Source organism: Mycolicibacter sp. MU0083 (assembly GCF_963378075.1).
GTDB lineage: Bacteria > Actinomycetota > Actinomycetes > Mycobacteriales > Mycobacteriaceae > Mycobacterium > Mycobacterium kokjensenii.
This window is the reverse complement of sequence record NZ_OY726394.1, coordinates 3,669,790-3,686,267: the sequence shown is the minus strand read 5'-3', so window position 1 is coordinate 3,686,267 and position 16,478 is coordinate 3,669,790. Positions and strand designations below refer to the sequence as shown.

General features: G+C 69.5%; 7 protein-coding genes. 3 read left to right on the top strand and 4 right to left on the bottom strand.

From position 1 onward, the window contains the following. Positions 1-67: 67 nt before the first annotated feature. Genes ipdC through echA20 form a run of 4 tightly spaced genes read right to left on the bottom strand, consistent with a single transcriptional unit; the run spans position 68 to position 3,538 of the window. Positions 68-1,144, bottom strand: a complete 1,077-nt coding sequence (ipdC, locus tag RCP38_RS17275) for a (3aS,4S,5R,7aS)-5-hydroxy-7a-methyl-1-oxo-octahydro-1H-indene-4-carboxyl-CoA dehydrogenase (RefSeq protein WP_308474149.1) — start codon at positions 1,142-1,144, stop codon at positions 68-70. Continuing rightward, on the bottom strand, positions 1,144-1,896 hold the full coding sequence (gene ipdB, locus RCP38_RS17270; protein ID WP_308474148.1) for a cholesterol ring-cleaving hydrolase subunit IpdB: 753 nt from the start codon (positions 1,894-1,896) through the stop codon (positions 1,144-1,146). The genes ipdC and ipdB overlap by 1 nt, the downstream gene beginning before the upstream one ends. Then, positions 1,893-2,786, bottom strand: a complete 894-nt coding sequence (gene ipdA, locus RCP38_RS17265; RefSeq protein WP_308474147.1) for a cholesterol ring-cleaving hydrolase subunit IpdA — start codon at positions 2,784-2,786, stop codon at positions 1,893-1,895. The genes ipdB and ipdA overlap by 4 nt, the downstream gene beginning before the upstream one ends. Further along, a complete protein-coding gene (gene echA20, locus RCP38_RS17260; protein ID WP_308474146.1) occupies positions 2,783-3,538 on the bottom strand; it encodes a (7aS)-7a-methyl-1,5-dioxo-2,3,5,6,7,7a-hexahydro-1H-indene-carboxyl-CoA hydrolase in 756 nt (251 codons plus the stop codon). The genes ipdA and echA20 overlap by 4 nt, the downstream gene beginning before the upstream one ends. Before the next feature lie 88 nt (positions 3,539-3,626). On the opposite strand from echA20, the gene RCP38_RS17255 reads away from it, so the two are divergent. The 3 genes from RCP38_RS17255 to RCP38_RS17245 all read left to right on the top strand — a co-directional run bounded on the left by RCP38_RS17255 (position 3,627) and on the right by RCP38_RS17245 (position 15,977). Beyond that, positions 3,627-4,403, top strand: a complete 777-nt coding sequence (locus RCP38_RS17255; protein WP_308474145.1) for an SDR family oxidoreductase — start codon at positions 3,627-3,629, stop codon at positions 4,401-4,403. A 14-nt stretch (positions 4,404-4,417) separates the two neighbouring features. Then, positions 4,418-5,323 carry an SDR family oxidoreductase gene (locus tag RCP38_RS17250; protein ID WP_308474144.1) on the top strand — a complete coding sequence of 302 codons (906 nt, stop codon included), beginning with the start codon at positions 4,418-4,420 and terminating at the stop codon, positions 5,321-5,323. A 622-nt stretch (positions 5,324-5,945) separates the two neighbouring features. Next, positions 5,946-15,977, top strand: coding sequence for a PGRS repeat-containing protein (locus RCP38_RS17245; RefSeq protein ID WP_308474143.1), 10,032 nt, complete (start codon positions 5,946-5,948; stop codon positions 15,975-15,977). Positions 15,978-16,478: the final 501 nt, after the last annotated feature.

Genomic DNA, 16,478 nt, shown 5'->3' with positions numbered 1-16,478 from the left:
ACCATGTGGCGGGCCGACCAAGTCCGTCGCCGGCGTTGTTTCCCGACGACAAAGCGGTGACGGCGGCTCAGGGGCTGTCGATGAGCGTCGACGCGGCCCGCAGGTGTTCGACGGCGTCGGCGACGATCCCCTCGATCAGCTCAGCGCACGACGGCAGACTGTCCAGAATGCCGGCGACCTGCCCCGAGGCCAGCACGCCGGCTTCGGTGTTGCCTTCCACCAGGCCGGCTTTGAGCAGCATCGGGGTGTTGGCGGCCATCAGAACCTGCGACCAGGTCAGCTCTTTGCCGTGCCGCATCGCCAAGCCGTCACGGACCATGGTGGGCCAGCTCATCTGCGACATCTTCTTGAACTTGGCGGCATTGCGGATGGCGGCACTGAAACCACGTGCCCGCGAACCGCTTTCGAGCTTCTCCACCAGTTCGGTACGCAGCACCCGGTGTGGCATGCCGTCCACCCGGGTGGAGACCACGGTGCCGCTGAGGTCGGCGGCCAGGTAGCGCTGCTTGACCGCGTCGGGAACGGTGGAGTCGGATGTCAGCAGGAAGCGGGTGCCCATCGCGACACCGGTCGCACCGTAGGACAGTGCGGCGGCCAGACCCCGGCCGTCGAAGAAGCCGCCGGCGGCGATCACCTGCACACCGGTGCCGGCGACCGCATCGAGCACCGACGGCAGCAGCAGCGTGGTGGCGACCGGGCCGGTGTGCCCGCCACCTTCGCCGCCCTGCACGATCACCGCGTCGGCGCCCCAGGAAGCCACCTTCTTGGCGTGCTTGGCCGCGCCGACCGACGGGATGACCACCGCGCCGGACTCTTTGAGCTTGGCGATCAACTCGGCCTTGGGGGCCAGCGCGAACGACGCCACCTTGACGCCCTCGCGGATCATCAGATCCACCCGGTCGCCGGCGTCGGAGGCGTCGGCGCGGATGTTGACGCCGAACGGCTTGTCGGTGGCCGACTTCACCTTCGCGATGGCGGTGGCCAGTTCGTCGATCGTCATGGTCGCCGAGGCCAGGATGCCCAAGCCGCCGGCGTTGGCGGTGGCCGACACCAGTCGCGCCCCGGCCACCCAGCCCATCCCGGTCTGCACGACGGGATGGTCGATGCCGACCAGCTCGGTCAGCGGGGTCTTCAGCCGGCTCATTAGGAACGGACCTCTTTGTCCCGCAGCGACTTCGGGTCGATGACCTCGCGGATCAACCGCAGCTCCTCGACCTCGGGCAGTCGGGTCTTCGGGGCGTCGGCCAGGCCGTGGACCTCGAAGGTGGTGTTGTCGGTGACCTCGTCGGCAGTCACCCCCGGGTGCAGGGATACCGCACGCATCTGGTGTTCGGGGCCGCCGAAGTCGAATACCCCGAGGTTGGTCACCACCCCGCCGAGGTTGAAGAACCGGAACGCCGGGTTGGCCGGATCCACCTTGTCGTAACCGATTCCGGAGACGATGTCGACGCTGTCGCAGAACACCCGCGACGAGTGGGCACCCACCCAGTAGCTGGTGGTGTGGTTGATGGTGTTGCCCGGTGCGCCCCGCACCCCGAACATCTGCCGGGTCGGGTGCTGCAGCGGCCCGAACGCCGACAGGTTCTGGTTACCGTAGCGGTCGATCTGGTTGGCGCCCATGATCACATGGCGCCGGCCCCACGACAGGGTCTCGAAGACCCGGTTGAACGGCATCCAGCCCTCCAGCGGGCCGACCTTGCCGACCGCCGGGGTGTCGGCCAGGATGCGGGCTTCACCGTCGGTGAGCACCAGGTCGGGGGAGAAGGTCAGCCGGGCCAGTCGGGCGCCGATCAACGGCACCGTGGCCATGGGTGAGGCCATGATCTCTCCGGCGTCGCGGAACAACTCCGCGCAGGCGATCACGCAGATCTCGGCGCGGGTGGGTGAGTCGGTCATGCGAGTGCCTCCGCTCCGAATGCCTTGACGGCAGCCTGGTAGTCCTCTTCGCTGCCGGACAGGTAGGTGGCCTTGAACTCCGCCCAGGTCTCGTCGGACTTGGCGGCTTCGGCGTAATGCCGCTGGAACTTCTCGTCGCGCCCGTAATCGGCTGCGCCGATGGTGAAGTGGGCGCCGTTGGGGGCCTCGACCACCTTGTCCACCATCATCCGGTTGATGATCTGGGTCTGCGGCGAGGTGCTGGCGATCAATTCCTCGGTGGGCACGATCTTCTCCACCGACAGGAAGCGACGCTGTGCCGACATCAGGAACAGGTCGTCGAAATACGGGTCGATCCCGGTGTAGGCGGCGTTGCCGCGGGCGTCGCCGAGGTTCATGTGCACGAACGCGGCATCCAGGTTCAGCGCGGGCATCGCGACCAGCGTCTCGTGGCCGCCGCCGTCGGCGGCCGAGACCGGGTACGGCGAGGTGACGGTCTTGAGCTCGCCCTCCCAGAAGTCGATCACCGAGCTGCCCAGTCCCGCGCGGATCGGCAGGAACGGCAGTCGCTGGGCGGCGGCCTGCAGCCCGCAGCGCAGCATGCCCTCGTCCATCTCACGGGCCTCGATGGCGCCGGAGGTGCGGGCCTTGGCGAACCACGGGTCGTAGAACGGCGGGGAGTCCAGGGACACGAATCCGTAGTAGACCCGGCGGACCTTGCCCGCCGAGCACAGCAGGCCCAGATCCGGGCCCCCGTAGGTCACCACGGTGAGGTCCTTGACGTCGGTGCGCAGGATGGCGCGGACGAACGCCATCGGCTTACGGCGCGAACCCCAGCCGCCGATCCCGATCGTCATGCCGTCGCGCAGTTCGGCGACGGCTTCGTCGAGGGTGGTTACCTTGCCGCTCACTTCTTCCCCTTCTCGGTGCCGGCGAACGCGTCGCGGTGCTCGTCGGCGACGCCGGCGAGGTTGAGCTCGAAGGTAAACCCCTGCTCCATCCGGTAGCTGGAGTTGACCTTCTGCACGTCGATGAGATTCAGGGCCTCCTTGGCGGCCCGGATCACCCGGGTGTCCTTGGCGGCGATGTCGCGGGCCACCCGCAGTGCGGCTTCGTCGAGTTCGGCGCGCGGGACCACCTCGTGCACCGAGCCGTACCGGTGCAGGGTGTCGGCGTCCACGGTGGCCGCGGTGTAGAACAACCGGCGCATCATGTGCTGCGGCACCAGCCGGGACAGGTGGGTGGCGGCACCGAGTGCGCCGCGCTCCACCTCGGGCAGGCCGAACTTGGCGTCGTCGGACGCCACGATCACGTCGGCGTTGCCGACCAGGCCGATCCCGCCGCCGACGCAGAAACCGTTGACCGCGGCGATCACCGGCACCTCGCACTCGTAGACGGCCTTGAACGCCGCGAAGCAACCGCGGTTGGCGTCGATCAGCGCGGTGAAGCCCTCGGTGTTCTGCATCTCCTTGATGTCCACGCCGGCGTTGAAGCCGCGGCCCTCGGCCCGCAGGATCACCACGTGGGTGGCCATGTCCCGGCCGGCGGCGGTGATGACGTCGCCCAGCTCGAACCAGGCGCGGGAGGGCAGGGCGTTGACCGGGGGGAAGTCGACGGTGACCGCGACGATTCCCGGTTCGACGGTGGTTGTTGTGATCGGCATTCGAAAAAACCTGCGCTTTCCCTGTCGATTCGTAGGGCGGGGAATACCTGAGCTACCTAAGCAAGCACTTGCTTGGTACGCTAGCACAATGTCTGTTCCCAGGGCTGGCGCCCTCGATTTCGGATTGACCGGCAAAGTCGTTCTGGTGACCGGCGGAGTCCGCGGCGTCGGCGCGGGCATCAGCGCGGTCTTCGCCGAGCAGGGCGCGACGGTGGTGACCTGCGCGCGGCGCCCGGTCGAGGGCCTGCCGTATGAGTTCCATGCCTGCGACGTGCGCGATGACGAGGCGGTCAAGGGCTTGATCGACGCGGTCGTCGCCAAGCACGGCCGCCTGGATGTGGTGGTCAACAACGCCGGCGGCTCCCCACACGCACTGGCCGCCGAAGCCTCGGCCAACTTCAGCCGCAAGATCATCGAACTCAACCTGCTGGCCCCGCTGCTGGTCTCCCAGCACGCCAATGCCGTTATGCAAGCCCAGGACGCCGGCGGCGCGATCGTCAACATCACCAGCGTCAGCGGCCACCGGCCTTCACCGGGCACCGCGGCCTACAGCGCCGCCAAGGCCGGCGTCGACAACCTGACCGCCACGCTGGCCGTCGAGTGGGCACCCAAGGTTCGGGTGAACTCGGTCGTGGTCGGCATGGTCGAGACCGAGCAGTCCGAACTGTTCTACGGCGACGCCGAGTCCATGGCCGCCGTCTGCGCCACCGTGCCACTGGGACGGCTCGCCAAGCCCGCCGATATCGGTTGGGCCGCAGCTTTTCTCGCTTCCGACGCCGCCTCATACATCAGCGGTGCCAGCCTGGAAGCGCACGGCGGCGGCGAGCCGCCGGCCTACCTGCAAGCTACGAGCGCCAACAAATAAAGGAGAGAACACAGATGGGACTTCTCGACGGCCGCGTGGTCATCGTCACCGGAGCGGGCGGCGGCATCGGCCGGGCGCACGCACTGGCTTTCGCCGCTGAGGGCGCGCGGGTTGTCGTCAACGACATCGGTGTGGGCCTGGACGGTTCGCCCGCCGGTGGTGGGAGCGCGGCGCAGAGCGTGGTCGACGAGATCGTCGCCGCCGGTGGGGAAGCCGTGGCCAACGGCTCCAACGTCGCCGACTGGGAGCAGGCCGCCGCGCTGATCCAGACCGCGGTCGACACCTTCGGGGGCCTGGACGTGCTGGTCAACAACGCCGGCATCGTGCGCGACCGGATGTTCGCCAACACCAGCGAAGAGGAGTTCGACGCCGTCGTCGCCGTGCACCTCAAGGGGCACTTCGCCACCATGCGGCACGCGGCCGCCTACTGGCGGGCCAAGTCCAAGGCCGGCGAGACGGTGGACGCGCGGATCATCAACACCAGCTCCGGCGCCGGCCTGCAGGGCAGCGTCGGCCAGGCCAACTACTCGGCGGCCAAGGCGGGCATCGCCGCGATGACCCTGGTCGCCTCCGCCGAAATGGGTCGCTACGGGGTGACCGTCAATGCGATCGCCCCGTCGGCACGCACCCGGATGACCGAGACGGTGTTCGCCGACATGATGAACACTCAGGGCCAGGCGTTCGACGCGATGGCACCGGAGAACGTCAGCCCGCTGGTGGTGTGGCTGGGCAGCGTCGAGTCGCGGGACGTGACCGGCAAGGTGTTCGAGGTCGAGGGCGGCAAGATCCGGGTCGCCGAGGGTTGGGCGCATGGGCCGCAGGCCGACAAGGGCGCTCGCTGGGATCCCGCGGAACTGGGGCCGGTGGTCGCAGACCTGTTGGCCAAGGAACGGACTCCGGTGCCCGTCTACGGCGCCTGATCGCCAGGGTAGGTTCGAGGTTTTCTCGGTCGGAGAATTCACCGGATGGAACCCGTGATCAAATACAATCGAATATTGTGAGCGTAAATAAAAAGCCCCGGTTTCGCCGGGGTTTTTTATTCAATATGGTCGACTATCGTGGATAATCTGCCGCACCGATGCGGGCCCGGCGACGCGCGACCGGTCCCGAATTCGTGCCCTGGGTCATAGTGTGGGGCCGCCGTGACTGCGGCCACTTGCGGCGAGCGTTTGACGTCTCCGGGTTGCCATATATGCAGGTCAACGCCGTATTCACTCGCGTGATGCTGTCCCGGCGGGGTAAATGATCGCGATGCTTCGACAAGCTATGTCGAATATCACTCGCGGAGTATTGCTGTAATCGGGGTAACGCGGCTCGTGGTAATCACCAGGCTTTTGGGGTTCCTGTGACCCAACACGGGTAAGAATAGCGGTTCGCATACATTTGCGGGCATTGGCTTGTCTCCGGCGGAATGAGTAACTTCCCTGCTTGCGGACATTTTCCGCACCTCGATACGGGGTTTCGCATCGAATATTCAGGGGCAGGTAAGTGGTTCGCTCGCGCGGTAACAATGGTGTTCGCCGTTCTTATGGTCGACAGGCAATGGCGGCATCCAGCGCATTCGGTGCGGCACTGACCTTCGGTCTAATGCCATTGGCCAATCCGGCACCGGCCCACGCCGATGGCTTCTGGGACTTCTTCGGTATCGGGCCGAGCGACGATACGCCGGTATTCGACCCATTCGATCTGTCCACCTGGACTTTCACCGGCCCCTTGGACGAGGTGTTCGACGCGGACCACGCGCAGCAGTGGCAGGAGACGTTCTACCTGCCGTTGCACGACGCGATTCAGGACTGGATCAACAGTGACCTCGGTTCCGGGGTCAACGGGGCGATCAACATGTTGTTCGCGCCGTTGACCGAAGGTGCCTGTGGGTTGATCTGCAACGGTGCCGACGGTACGGAGTTCAATCCGGATGGTCAGACCGGTGGGTTGTGGTTCGGTGACGGTGGGAACGGCTGGAACTCGACCATCGAGGGTGTCGCCGGCGGCAACGGCGGGCTTGCCGGTGGCATCGGCAACGGTGGTGACGGTGGAGCCGGTGGCCTGGGAGCCGACGGTGGTAACGGTGGCCATGGTGGTGAGCACTGGGGCAACGGCGGTGACGGTGGTGCCGGCGGTGCGGGTACCGCATTCCTGGCTGGCGGCGACGGCGGCGACGGCGGCTCGTCGGGCCAGGCGCAGGACTACTTCGGGATGGGTGCCTGGGGTAACGGCGGTAACGGTGGCCGCGGTGGTGACGGCTGGACCGGACTCAACGGTGCCGACGCCGGTCTCGCCGGCGGCGCCGGTGGCCATGGTGTGGTCGGCGGCATGGCCGGCAACGGCGGCGCCGGTGGTGCGGGGTCGTCGTTCGTCGGGATCGGCGGCAACGGCGGTGCCGGCGGTGTGGGCGGCGCCGGTGGTAACGGCGGCAACGGCGCAGACGGGCTGAGTGGCGGATTCACCGGCGGTGGCATTGGCAGTGTCGACGGCGGTGCCGGCGCTGTGGGTGGCGCCGGTGGTAACGGTGCGGCCGGTGGCCGGGGTGGTCAGGGCGGTGCCGCCGGTTCTGGGGGCTCGGCCCATGGCGTCGCCGGGCTCGACGGTGACGGTGGCCGTGGCGGCAGTGGTGGTGTCGGAGGTGCCGGAGGCGCTGGCGCAGATGGCGGTGTGGTCGGTGCCGACGGCGGTAACGGCGGCGCCGGCGGTGCCGGTGGTCAGGCCGGCGCTGGTGGCGCGGCGGGTGGTGCCGGTGCTCGTGCGGGTGCCGATGGCGACGCCGGTGTGGGCGGTAATGGTGGTGCCGGTGGTCGGGGTGTTGATGGTGTCGATGGTGTTGCGGGTGCGGTCGATGGCACTGCCGGTGGCAACGGTGGTGCCGGTGGCTCGGGTGGCCTCGGTGGTCTGACCGCCGATGGCTTGGACCGGGCATCGCAGGGCGATGGCGGCGACGGTGGTGCCGGCGGTGCAGGCGGCGACGGCCTCGATGGCGGGTCCGGGACAAATGGTGGTGCCGGATCCGACGGTGACAACGGGACGGCCCTCTCGCCCAACGGCGGCAATGGCGGCGTCGGCGAAGACGGCACGGCCGGTGGCCGGGGCGGCAACGGTGGTGCGGGCGGTAACGGTGGTGCTGCCGGTGCGGGTGCCCGCGATGGCAACGCCGGGGCGGGCGGTGTCGGTGGTGCGGCCGGTGATGGTGGCGATGGCGGCAACGGTGGTGCCGGCGGCCAGGGTGGTAATGGTTTCGAGCAGGTCGGTGATGGCCTGGCCGGTGGCAATGGCGGCAGTGGTGGTGCCGGCGGCGACGGTGGTGCCGGTGGTTTGGCTGGAACCGTGGGCCGCGGTGGTCTCTCCGGCGACGGCTTGACTCAGGCTGCTGATGGTGCCGCGGGCACCGATGGCCGACAGGGTCTCGGTGGTGTCGGCGGTGACGCCGGGAATGGTGCTGATGGCACCGATGGTGCCGACGGTCGCGATGGTCTGAGCGACGGCAACACCTCCATCGACGGTGAAGCCGGCCAAGCTGGTGGCGCCGGCGGTAATGCCGGTGTCGGCGGTACCGGTGGCAGTGGCCGGGGTGGTCAGGCGGCTGATGGTGCCGATGGCGAAGCCGGCGTGGGCGGTAACGGTGGTGCCGGTGGTCGGGGTGCTGATGGTGTCGATGGTGTCGCGGGTGCCATCGATGGCACTGCTGGTGGCAATGGTGGTGCCGGCGGCTCGGGTGGCCTGGGTGGTCTGACCGCCGATGGCGTGAACCGGGCATCGCAGGGTGATGGCGGCAACGGTGGCGCCGGCGGTGCCGGCGGTGCTGGCCTGTCGGGTGCTGCCGGGACTCAGGGTGGTGTCGGTGCCGACGGTGCTGAAGGCGCCGCGTCGTCGATCAACGGTGGCAACGGTGGCGTCGGTGAAGACGGCACCGATGGTGACCGTGGTGGCGATGGTGGTGCGGGCGGCAACGGTGGTGCCGCTGGCACGGGTGCCCGTGACGGTGTCGCCGGGGCTGGTGGTGTCGGTGGTGCGGCCGGTGATGGTGGCGATGGCGGCGATGGTGGTGCCGGCGGCCGGGGTGGTGATGGTTTCGAGCAGGTCGGTGACGGTCTGGCTGGTGGCAATGGCGGCAGTGGTGGCGCCGGTGGTGATGGTGGTGCCGGTGGCGCGGCTGGAACCGTGGGCCGTGGTGGACTCTCCGGAGACGGCTTGACTCAAGCTGCCGATGGTGCCGCGGGCACCGATGGTCGGCAGGGTCTCGGTGGTGTCGGTGGTAACGCCGGCGACGGTGCTGATGGCACCGATGGTGCCGACGGCCGTAATGGTTTGACCGACGGCAACACGTCGGTCGATGGTGAAGCCGGCCAGGCCGGTGGTGCTGGCGGCAATGCGGGTGTCGGTGGTGTCGGTGGCAGTGGCCGCGGTGGGCAGGCGGCTGATGGTGCCGATGGCGACGCGGGTATCGGTGGCACTGGTGGTGCCGGTGGTCGGGGTGCTGATGGTGTTGATGGTGTTGCGGGTGCGATCGATGGCACCGCTGGCGGTAATGGTGGTGCCGGGGGATCGGGTGGCCTTGGTGGTCTGACCGCTGACGGCCAGGCGCGTGGCCTGCAGGGTGATGGCGGCAACGGTGGTGCCGGCGGTGCAGGCGGTGCCGGCCTGTCGGGTGCTTCGGGGACTCAGGGTGGTGTTGGTGCCGATGGTGCTGAAGGCACCGCGTCGTCGATCAACGGCGGCAATGGTGGCGTCGGTGAAGACGGCACCGATGGTGAACGCGGTGGCAATGGTGGTGCGGGCGGTAACGGTGGTGCTGCCGGTGCGGGTGCCCGTGATGGTGTCGCCGGTGTTGGTGGTGTCGGTGGTGCTGCCGGTGATGGTGGCGACGGCGGCGATGGTGGTGCCGGCGGCCACGGTGGCAATGGTTTCGAGCAGACCGGTGACGGTCTGGCCGGCGGCAACGGCGGCAGTGGTGGCGACGGCGGCGACGGCGGTGCCGGTGGCGAGGCCGGAACCGCGGGCCGCGGTGGACTCTCCGGCGACGGCTCGACTCAAGCTGCCGATGGCGAGGCCGGCACCGATGGCGCCCAAGGTGTTGGTGGTGTTGGTGGTGACGCCGGGAATGGTGCTGATGGCACCGATGGTGCCGACGGTCGTAATGGTTTGACCGATGGCAACACCTCGGTTGATGGTGAAGCCGGCCAGGCCGGTGGTGCCGGTGGCGATGCCGGTGTCGGCGGTGTTGGTGGCAGTGGCCGCGGTGGTCAGGCGGCTGATGGTGCCGATGGTGAAGCCGGCGTGGGCGGTAACGGTGGTGCCGGTGGTCGGGGTGCTGATGGTGTCGATGGTGTTGCGGGTGCCATCGATGGCACTGCAGGTGGCAATGGTGGCGCTGGGGGATCGGGTGGTCTGGGTGGTCTGACCGCTGACGGCCAGGCGCGTGGCCTGCAGGGTGATGGCGGTAACGGTGGTGCCGGTGGTGCCGGCGGTGCTGGTCTTTCGGGTGCTGCGGGCACCAATGGTGGTGTCGGTGTCGATGGTGCTGAAGGCACCGCGTCGTCGATCAACGGTGGCAATGGTGGCGTCGGTGGCGACGGCACCGATGGTGAACGCGGTGGTAGCGGTGGCGCGGGTGGCAACGGCGGTGCTGCTGGCGCGGGTGCCCGTGATGGTGTTGCCGGTCTTGGTGGTGTCGGTGGTGCTGCCGGTGATGGTGGCGACGGCGGCGATGGTGGTGCCGGCGGCCACGGTGGTAATGGTTTCGAGCAGACCGGTGACGGCTTGGCCGGGGGTAACGGCGGCAGTGGTGGCGCCGGCGGCGACGGCGGTGTCGGTGGTCTCGCCGGGACCGTGGGCCGCGGTGGACTCTCCGGCGACGGCTTGACGCAGGCTGCTGATGGCGAAGCGGGCACCGATGGCGTTCAAGGTGTTGGTGGTGTCGGTGGTGACGCCGGTAACGGTGCTGATGGCACCGACGGCGCCGACGGCCGTAATGGTTTGACCGATGGCAACACCTCCATCCACGGTGAAGCCGGCCAAGCCGGTGGTGCCGGTGGCAATGCCGGTGTCGGGGGTGTTGGTGGTAGCGGTCGGGGTGGTCAGGCTGCTGATGGTGCCGATGGCGAAGCGGGTATCGGCGGTAACGGTGGTGCCGGTGGCCGGGGTGCTGACGGCGCCGACGGTATTGCGGGTGCAATCGATGGCACCGCTGGCGGTAATGGTGGTGCCGGTGGCTCGGGTGGTCTGGGTGGTCTGACCGCCGATGGCTTGGACCGGGCATCGCAGGGCGACGGCGGCAATGGTGGTGCCGGCGGAGCCGGTGGCGACGGCCTCGATGGCGGGTCCGGGACAAATGGTGGTGCCGGATCCGACGGTGACAACGGGACGGCCCTCTCGCCCAACGGCGGCAATGGCGGCGTCGGCGAAGACGGCACGGCCGGTGGCCGGGGCGGCAACGGTGGTGCGGGCGGTAACGGTGGTGCTGCCGGTGCGGGTGCCCGCGATGGCAACGCCGGGGCGGGCGGCGTCGGTGGTGCGGCCGGTGATGGTGGCGACGGCGGCGATGGTGGTGCCGGCGGCCACGGTGGTAATGGTTTCGAGCAGGTTGGTGACGGCCTGGCTGGTGGCAACGGCGGCAGTGGTGGCGCCGGCGGCGACGGTGGCGCAGGTGGCGAGGCGGGAACCGTCGGCCGCGGTGGACTCTCCGGCGACGGCCTGACTCAGGCTGCTGATGGTGCCGCGGGCACCGATGGCCGGCAGGGTCTTGGTGGTGTTGGTGGTAACGCCGGTAACGGTGCTGATGGCACCGACGGCGCCGACGGTCGTGATGGCCTGACCGATGGCAATACCTCCATCCATGGTGAAGCCGGTCAAGCCGGTGGCGCCGGCGGTAATGCCGGTGTCGGCGGTGCCGGTGGTAGCGGTCGCGGTGGTCAGGCGGCCGATGGTGCGGACGGTGAGGCCGGTGTCGGCGGTAATGGCGGCAGTGGTGGCCGGGGTGCTGATGGTGTCGATGGTGTTGCGGGTGCAATCGATGGCACTGCCGGTGGCAACGGTGGTGCCGGTGGATCGGGTGGTCTGGGTGGCCTGACCGCCGACGGCCAGGCGCGTGGCCTGCAGGGTGATGGCGGCAATGGTGGTGCCGGCGGAGCCGGTGGCGACGGCCTGTCGGGTGCTGCCGGGACTCAGGGTGGTGTCGGTGCCGACGGTGCTGAGGGCACCGCGTCGTCGATCAACGGTGGCAACGGTGGCGCCGGTGGCGACGGCACCGATGGTGAACGCGGTGGCAATGGTGGCGCGGGCGGCAACGGTGGCGCCGCAGGCACGGGTGCCCGCGACGGCAACACCGGGGCCGGTGGCGTCGGTGGTGCGGCCGGTGATGGCGGCGACGGCGGCAACGGTGGTGCCGGCGGCCACGGCGGCAATGGTTTCGAGCAGACCGGTGATGGCCTGGTCGGCGGCAACGGCGGCAGTGGCGGCGCCGGCGGCGACGGTGGCGTCGGTGGTCTGGCTGGAACCGTGGGCCGCGGTGGACTCTCCGGAGACGGCTTGACTCAAGCTGCCGATGGTGCCGCGGGCACCGATGGCGCCCAAGGTATTGGTGGTGTCGGTGGTAACGCCGGGAATGGTGCTGATGGCACCGATGGTGCCGACGGCCGTGATGGCTTGAGTGACGGCAACACCTCCATCGACGGCGAAGCCGGCCAGGCCGGTGGTGCTGGCGGCAATGCGGGTGTCGGTGGTGTCGGTGGCAGTGGCCGCGGTGGCCAGGCGGCCGATGGTGCCGATGGCGACGCCGGTGTGGGCGGTAACGGTGGTGCCGGTGGTCGGGGTGCTGATGGTGTCGATGGTGTTGCGGGTGCGATCGATGGCACTGCCGGTGGCAATGGTGGCGCTGGGGGATCGGGTGGTCTGGGTGGTCTGACCGCCGACGGTCAAGCGCGTGGCCTGCAGGGTGATGGCGGCAACGGTGGTGCCGGCGGTGCAGGTGGCGACGGCCTCGATGGCGGGTCCGGGACCAACGGTGGTGTCGGGGTCGACGGTGACAACGGGACGGCCCTCTCGCCCAACGGCGGCAACGGTGGCGTCGGCGAAGACGGCACCGATGGCGACCGCGGTGGCGATGGTGGCGCGGGTGGCAACGGTGGTGCCGCAGGTACCGGTGCCCGTAACGGTGTCGCCGGTCTTGGTGGTGTCGGTGGTGCTGCGGGTGACGGCGGTGACGGCGGCGACGGTGGTGCCGGCGGCCACGGCGGTCATGGTTTCGAGCAGGTCGGTGACGGCCTGGCTGGTGGCAACGGCGGCAGTGGTGGCGCCGGCGGCGACGGTGGCGCCGGTGGCGTGGCCGGGACCGTGGGCCGCGGTGGACTCTCCGGAGACGGGGTCCGGGCCGCTGATGGTGATGCAGGCACCGATGGCCGGCAGGGTCTCGGTGGTGTCGGCGGTAATGCCGGTAACGGTGCTGATGGCACCGACGGCGCCGACGGTCGTAATGGTTTGACCGATGGCAACACCTCCATCGACGGTGAAGCCGGCCAAGCCGGTGGCGCCGGTGGTAACGCCGGTGTCGGCGGTACTGGTGGTAGCGGCCGTAGTGGTCAGGCGGCCGATGGTGCCGATGGCGACGCGGGTTCCGGCGGTAACGGTGGTGCCGGTGGTCGGGGCGCTGATGGCGCCAACGGTGTTGCGGGTGCAATTGATGGCACTGCGGGCGGTAATGGTGGCGCTGGGGGTTCGGGTGGTCTGGGTGGTCTGACCGCCGATGGCCTGGACCGGGCAGCGCAGGGTGATGGTGGCAATGGTGGTGCCGGTGGTGCTGGCGGCGACGGCCTCGATGGCGGGTCCGGGACCAACGGTGGAGCCGGGGTCGACGGTGTCGATGGGACCGAGTCGTCGATTGATGGCACTGCAGGTGGCCGCGGTGGCGACGGCACGGCCGGTGAACGCGGTGGCGATGGTGGTGCGGGCGGCAACGGTGGTGCCGCAGGTACCGGTGCCCGTGATGGTGTCGCCGGTGTTGGTGGTGTCGGTGGTGCTGCCGGTGATGGTGGCGACGGCGGCGATGGTGGTGCCGGTGGCCACGGTGGCAATGGTTTCGAGCAGACCGGTGATGGCCTGGCTGGTGGTAACGGCGGCAGTGGTGGTGCCGGCGGCGACGGTGGCGCCGGTGGCGCGGCCGGGACCGTGGGCCGCGGGGGTCTCTCCGGTGACGGGGCCCGGGCGGCTGATGGTGATGCAGGCACCGATGGCCGGCAGGGTCTTGGTGGTGTCGGTGGTGACGCCGGGAATGGTGCTGATGGCACCGATGGTGCCGACGGTCGTAATGGTTTGACCGATGGCAACACCTCCATCCACGGTGAAGCCGGCCAAGCCGGTGGCGCCGGTGGCAATGCGGGTGTCGGCGGTGCCGGTGGTAGCGGCCGCGGTGGCCAGGCGGCTGATGGTGTCGACGGCCTCGCGGGTTCCGGCGGTAACGGTGGTGCCGGTGGTCGGGGTGCTGATGGTGTCGATGGTGTCGCGGGTGCGATCGATGGCACTGCCGGTGGCAACGGTGGCGCCGGCGGTGCAGGTGGCCTCGGTGGCCTGACCGCCGATGGCCTGGACCGGGCATCGCAGGGTGATGGCGGCAACGGTGGTGCCGGCGGTGCCGGCGGGGACGGCCTCGATGGCGGGTCCGGGACCAACGGTGGTGTCGGGGTCGACGGTGTCGATGGAACCGAGTCGTCGATTGATGGCACTGCAGGTGAGCGCGGTGGCGACGGCACCGACGGTGGCCGAGGCGGCAACGGTGGCGCGGGCGGCAACGGTGGTGCCGCCGGTGCGGGCGCCCGCGATGGCAACTCCGGTGTTGGTGGTGTCGGTGGTGCTGCCGGTGATGGTGGCGACGGCGGTGACGGTGGTGCCGGCGGCCAGGGCGGTAATGGTTTCGAGCAGACCGGTGACGGTCTGGCTGGTGGCAATGGCGGCGCAGGTGGTGCCGGCGGCGACGGCGGCGCCGGTGGTCTGGCTGGAACCGTGGGCCGCGGTGGACTCTCCGGAGACGGCCTGACTCAAGCTGCCGACGGCGAAGCTGGCACCGACGGCCGCCAGGGTCTTGGTGGTGTCGGTGGTAACGCCGGTAACGGTGCCGATGGCACCGACGGCCGCGATGGCCGTGATGGTCTGACCGATGGCAACACCTCCATCCACGGCGAAACAGGCGGGGCCGGCGGCACCGGAGGCAACGCCGGCGTCGGCGGAATCGGTGGCGCCGGCCGTAACGGCCAAGCGGCCGCAGGCGCGGACGGCGCGGCGGGTGCCGGTGGCACCGGCGGCAGTGGTGGCCGGGGCGCGGACGGTTCCGACGGAACCGCACGCGCGGTCGATGGCACCGCAGGCGGCAACGGAGGCACCGGTGGTCAGGGCGGTCAGGGTGGTCTACAGGCCGACGGACACACCCGCGGTCCTCGCGGTGTAGGCGGCAGTGGTGGGGACGGTGGCACCGGCGGCAAGGGCGCCACAGGTGTTCCGACTGTCGACAACGGTCAGGGCGGCCGCGGAGGTCAGGGTGGCCGGGGTGGCGATGCCGGGGACCTCACGGGACGGGCCGGCAACGGCGGTGCCGGAGGTGCCGGTGGTGACGGTGCTCGCGGGGACATCAGGTCCAACAACGGCTACGGCGGGCGCGGTGGCAACGGTGGCACCGGCGGTCTGGCCGGTCTGGTGGGTACCGGCGGCCTGGCGGGTAATGGCGGCGATGGCGGTGCCGGCGGTGATGGTGCGCACGGCGACATCACGGCCAACAACGGCTACGGCGGGCACGGCGGGAACGGCGGTCGGGGTGGCGATGCCGGGGATCTGACGGGTCGGGCCGGTAACGGCGGTCATGCCGGTGATGGCGGTGACGGCGCGCATGGCGATATCACGAAGAACAACGGCTACGGCGGGCACGGCGGTGACGGTGGCACCGGTGGTCTGGCCGGTCAGGTCGGCGCCGGTGCCCGGGTAGGCGATGGTGGCGACGGAGGGATCGGTGGCGATGGCGCGCACGGCGTCATCACGACCAACAACGGGTATGGCGGTTTCGGCGGGAACGGCGGCCGGGGAGGCGACGCCGGCGACCGGACCGGCCTGGCCGGCAACGGCGGTGATGCCGGTGACGGTGGCGACGGTGCGCACGGTCAGATGCCGACCAACAACGGCTACGGCGGCCGGGGCGGCAACGGCGGATTCGGGGGTAGCGCCGGCGGTGAACTCGGCCGAGCCGGATCCGGTGGTAACGGCGGTAACGGCGGAACCGGTGCGACCGGCACTATCAGGTTCAACAACGGCACCGGCGGCAATGGCGGTGACGGTGGCACCGGAGGCGATGCCGGCCGGGTCGGTATCGGCGGCAGCCCGGGGACCCGGGGCCCCGTCGACTCCGGTGACATCAGCGGCCTGAACGGCAACGGCGGTGCCGGCGGTACGGGCGGCAACGGCGCCGACGGCGTCGCCGGCGTCAACAACGGCACACCCGGCCAGGGTGGCGCCGGCGGGGCGCTCGGCCGGGCTGGTAGCGGCGGCATCGGCGGCGAACCCGGTACGTCCGGCGATCGCGGAGCCCCCGGGAAGCCGGCCGCCTAGACCGGCGGCTAAGCCACGGATATCGGCTCCGCCTCAACGGGTCGGAAGCCCGCCGGATCTACCGATCCAACGCAAATAAAAAGTCCACAATGATGGACGATTGACGACCATTTGGGGTGGGTTTTCACCGCGTGTCGCAGACTCGCGGTCGGTGACGGGTCGTCGTCGGTGGCCGTGCGGGCTGTATTAGTGAATGATGATTCTGAGTGATCTAGCGCTTCGGCGTTGGCGGTCTGCGGCCCTTGATCGAGCCTGATGGGCCGAATCTGACGGCCGTTGTCAGCCTGAAAAGGCTCCTTTTCCCTGATAAAAGTCCAGAAGTCTCGCCTGGCGCACGCTGGTGAGATTGCTCACATAAATCGTCCATAATGATGGAACTCACACGCGCTATTTCGGTCCGAACTGGCGTTATCGGGCATATATGCGGCTGTTAGGTCTACCACAGAGCACTTCTCTCCGATTTCGTGTTGGTGAAAAAGATAACCCTCGGTAGCTTCCGTC

Bases quoted from the DNA above. Each gene is read 5' to 3' on its own strand.
- ipdC (WP_308474149.1), bottom strand. From the start codon at position 1,144: ATGAGCCGGCTGAAGACCCCGCTGACCGAGCTGGTCGGCATCGACCAT.
- ipdB (WP_308474148.1), bottom strand. From the start codon at position 1,896: ATGACCGACTCACCCACCCGCGCCGAGATCTGCGTGATCGCCTGCGCG.
- echA20 (WP_308474146.1), bottom strand. From the start codon at position 3,538: ATGCCGATCACAACAACCACCGTCGAACCGGGAATCGTCGCGGTCACC.
- RCP38_RS17255 (WP_308474145.1), top strand. From the start codon at position 3,627: ATGTCTGTTCCCAGGGCTGGCGCCCTCGATTTCGGATTGACCGGCAAA.
- RCP38_RS17250 (WP_308474144.1), top strand. From the start codon at position 4,418: ATGGGACTTCTCGACGGCCGCGTGGTCATCGTCACCGGAGCGGGCGGC.
- RCP38_RS17245 (WP_308474143.1), top strand. From the start codon at position 5,946: ATGGCGGCATCCAGCGCATTCGGTGCGGCACTGACCTTCGGTCTAATG.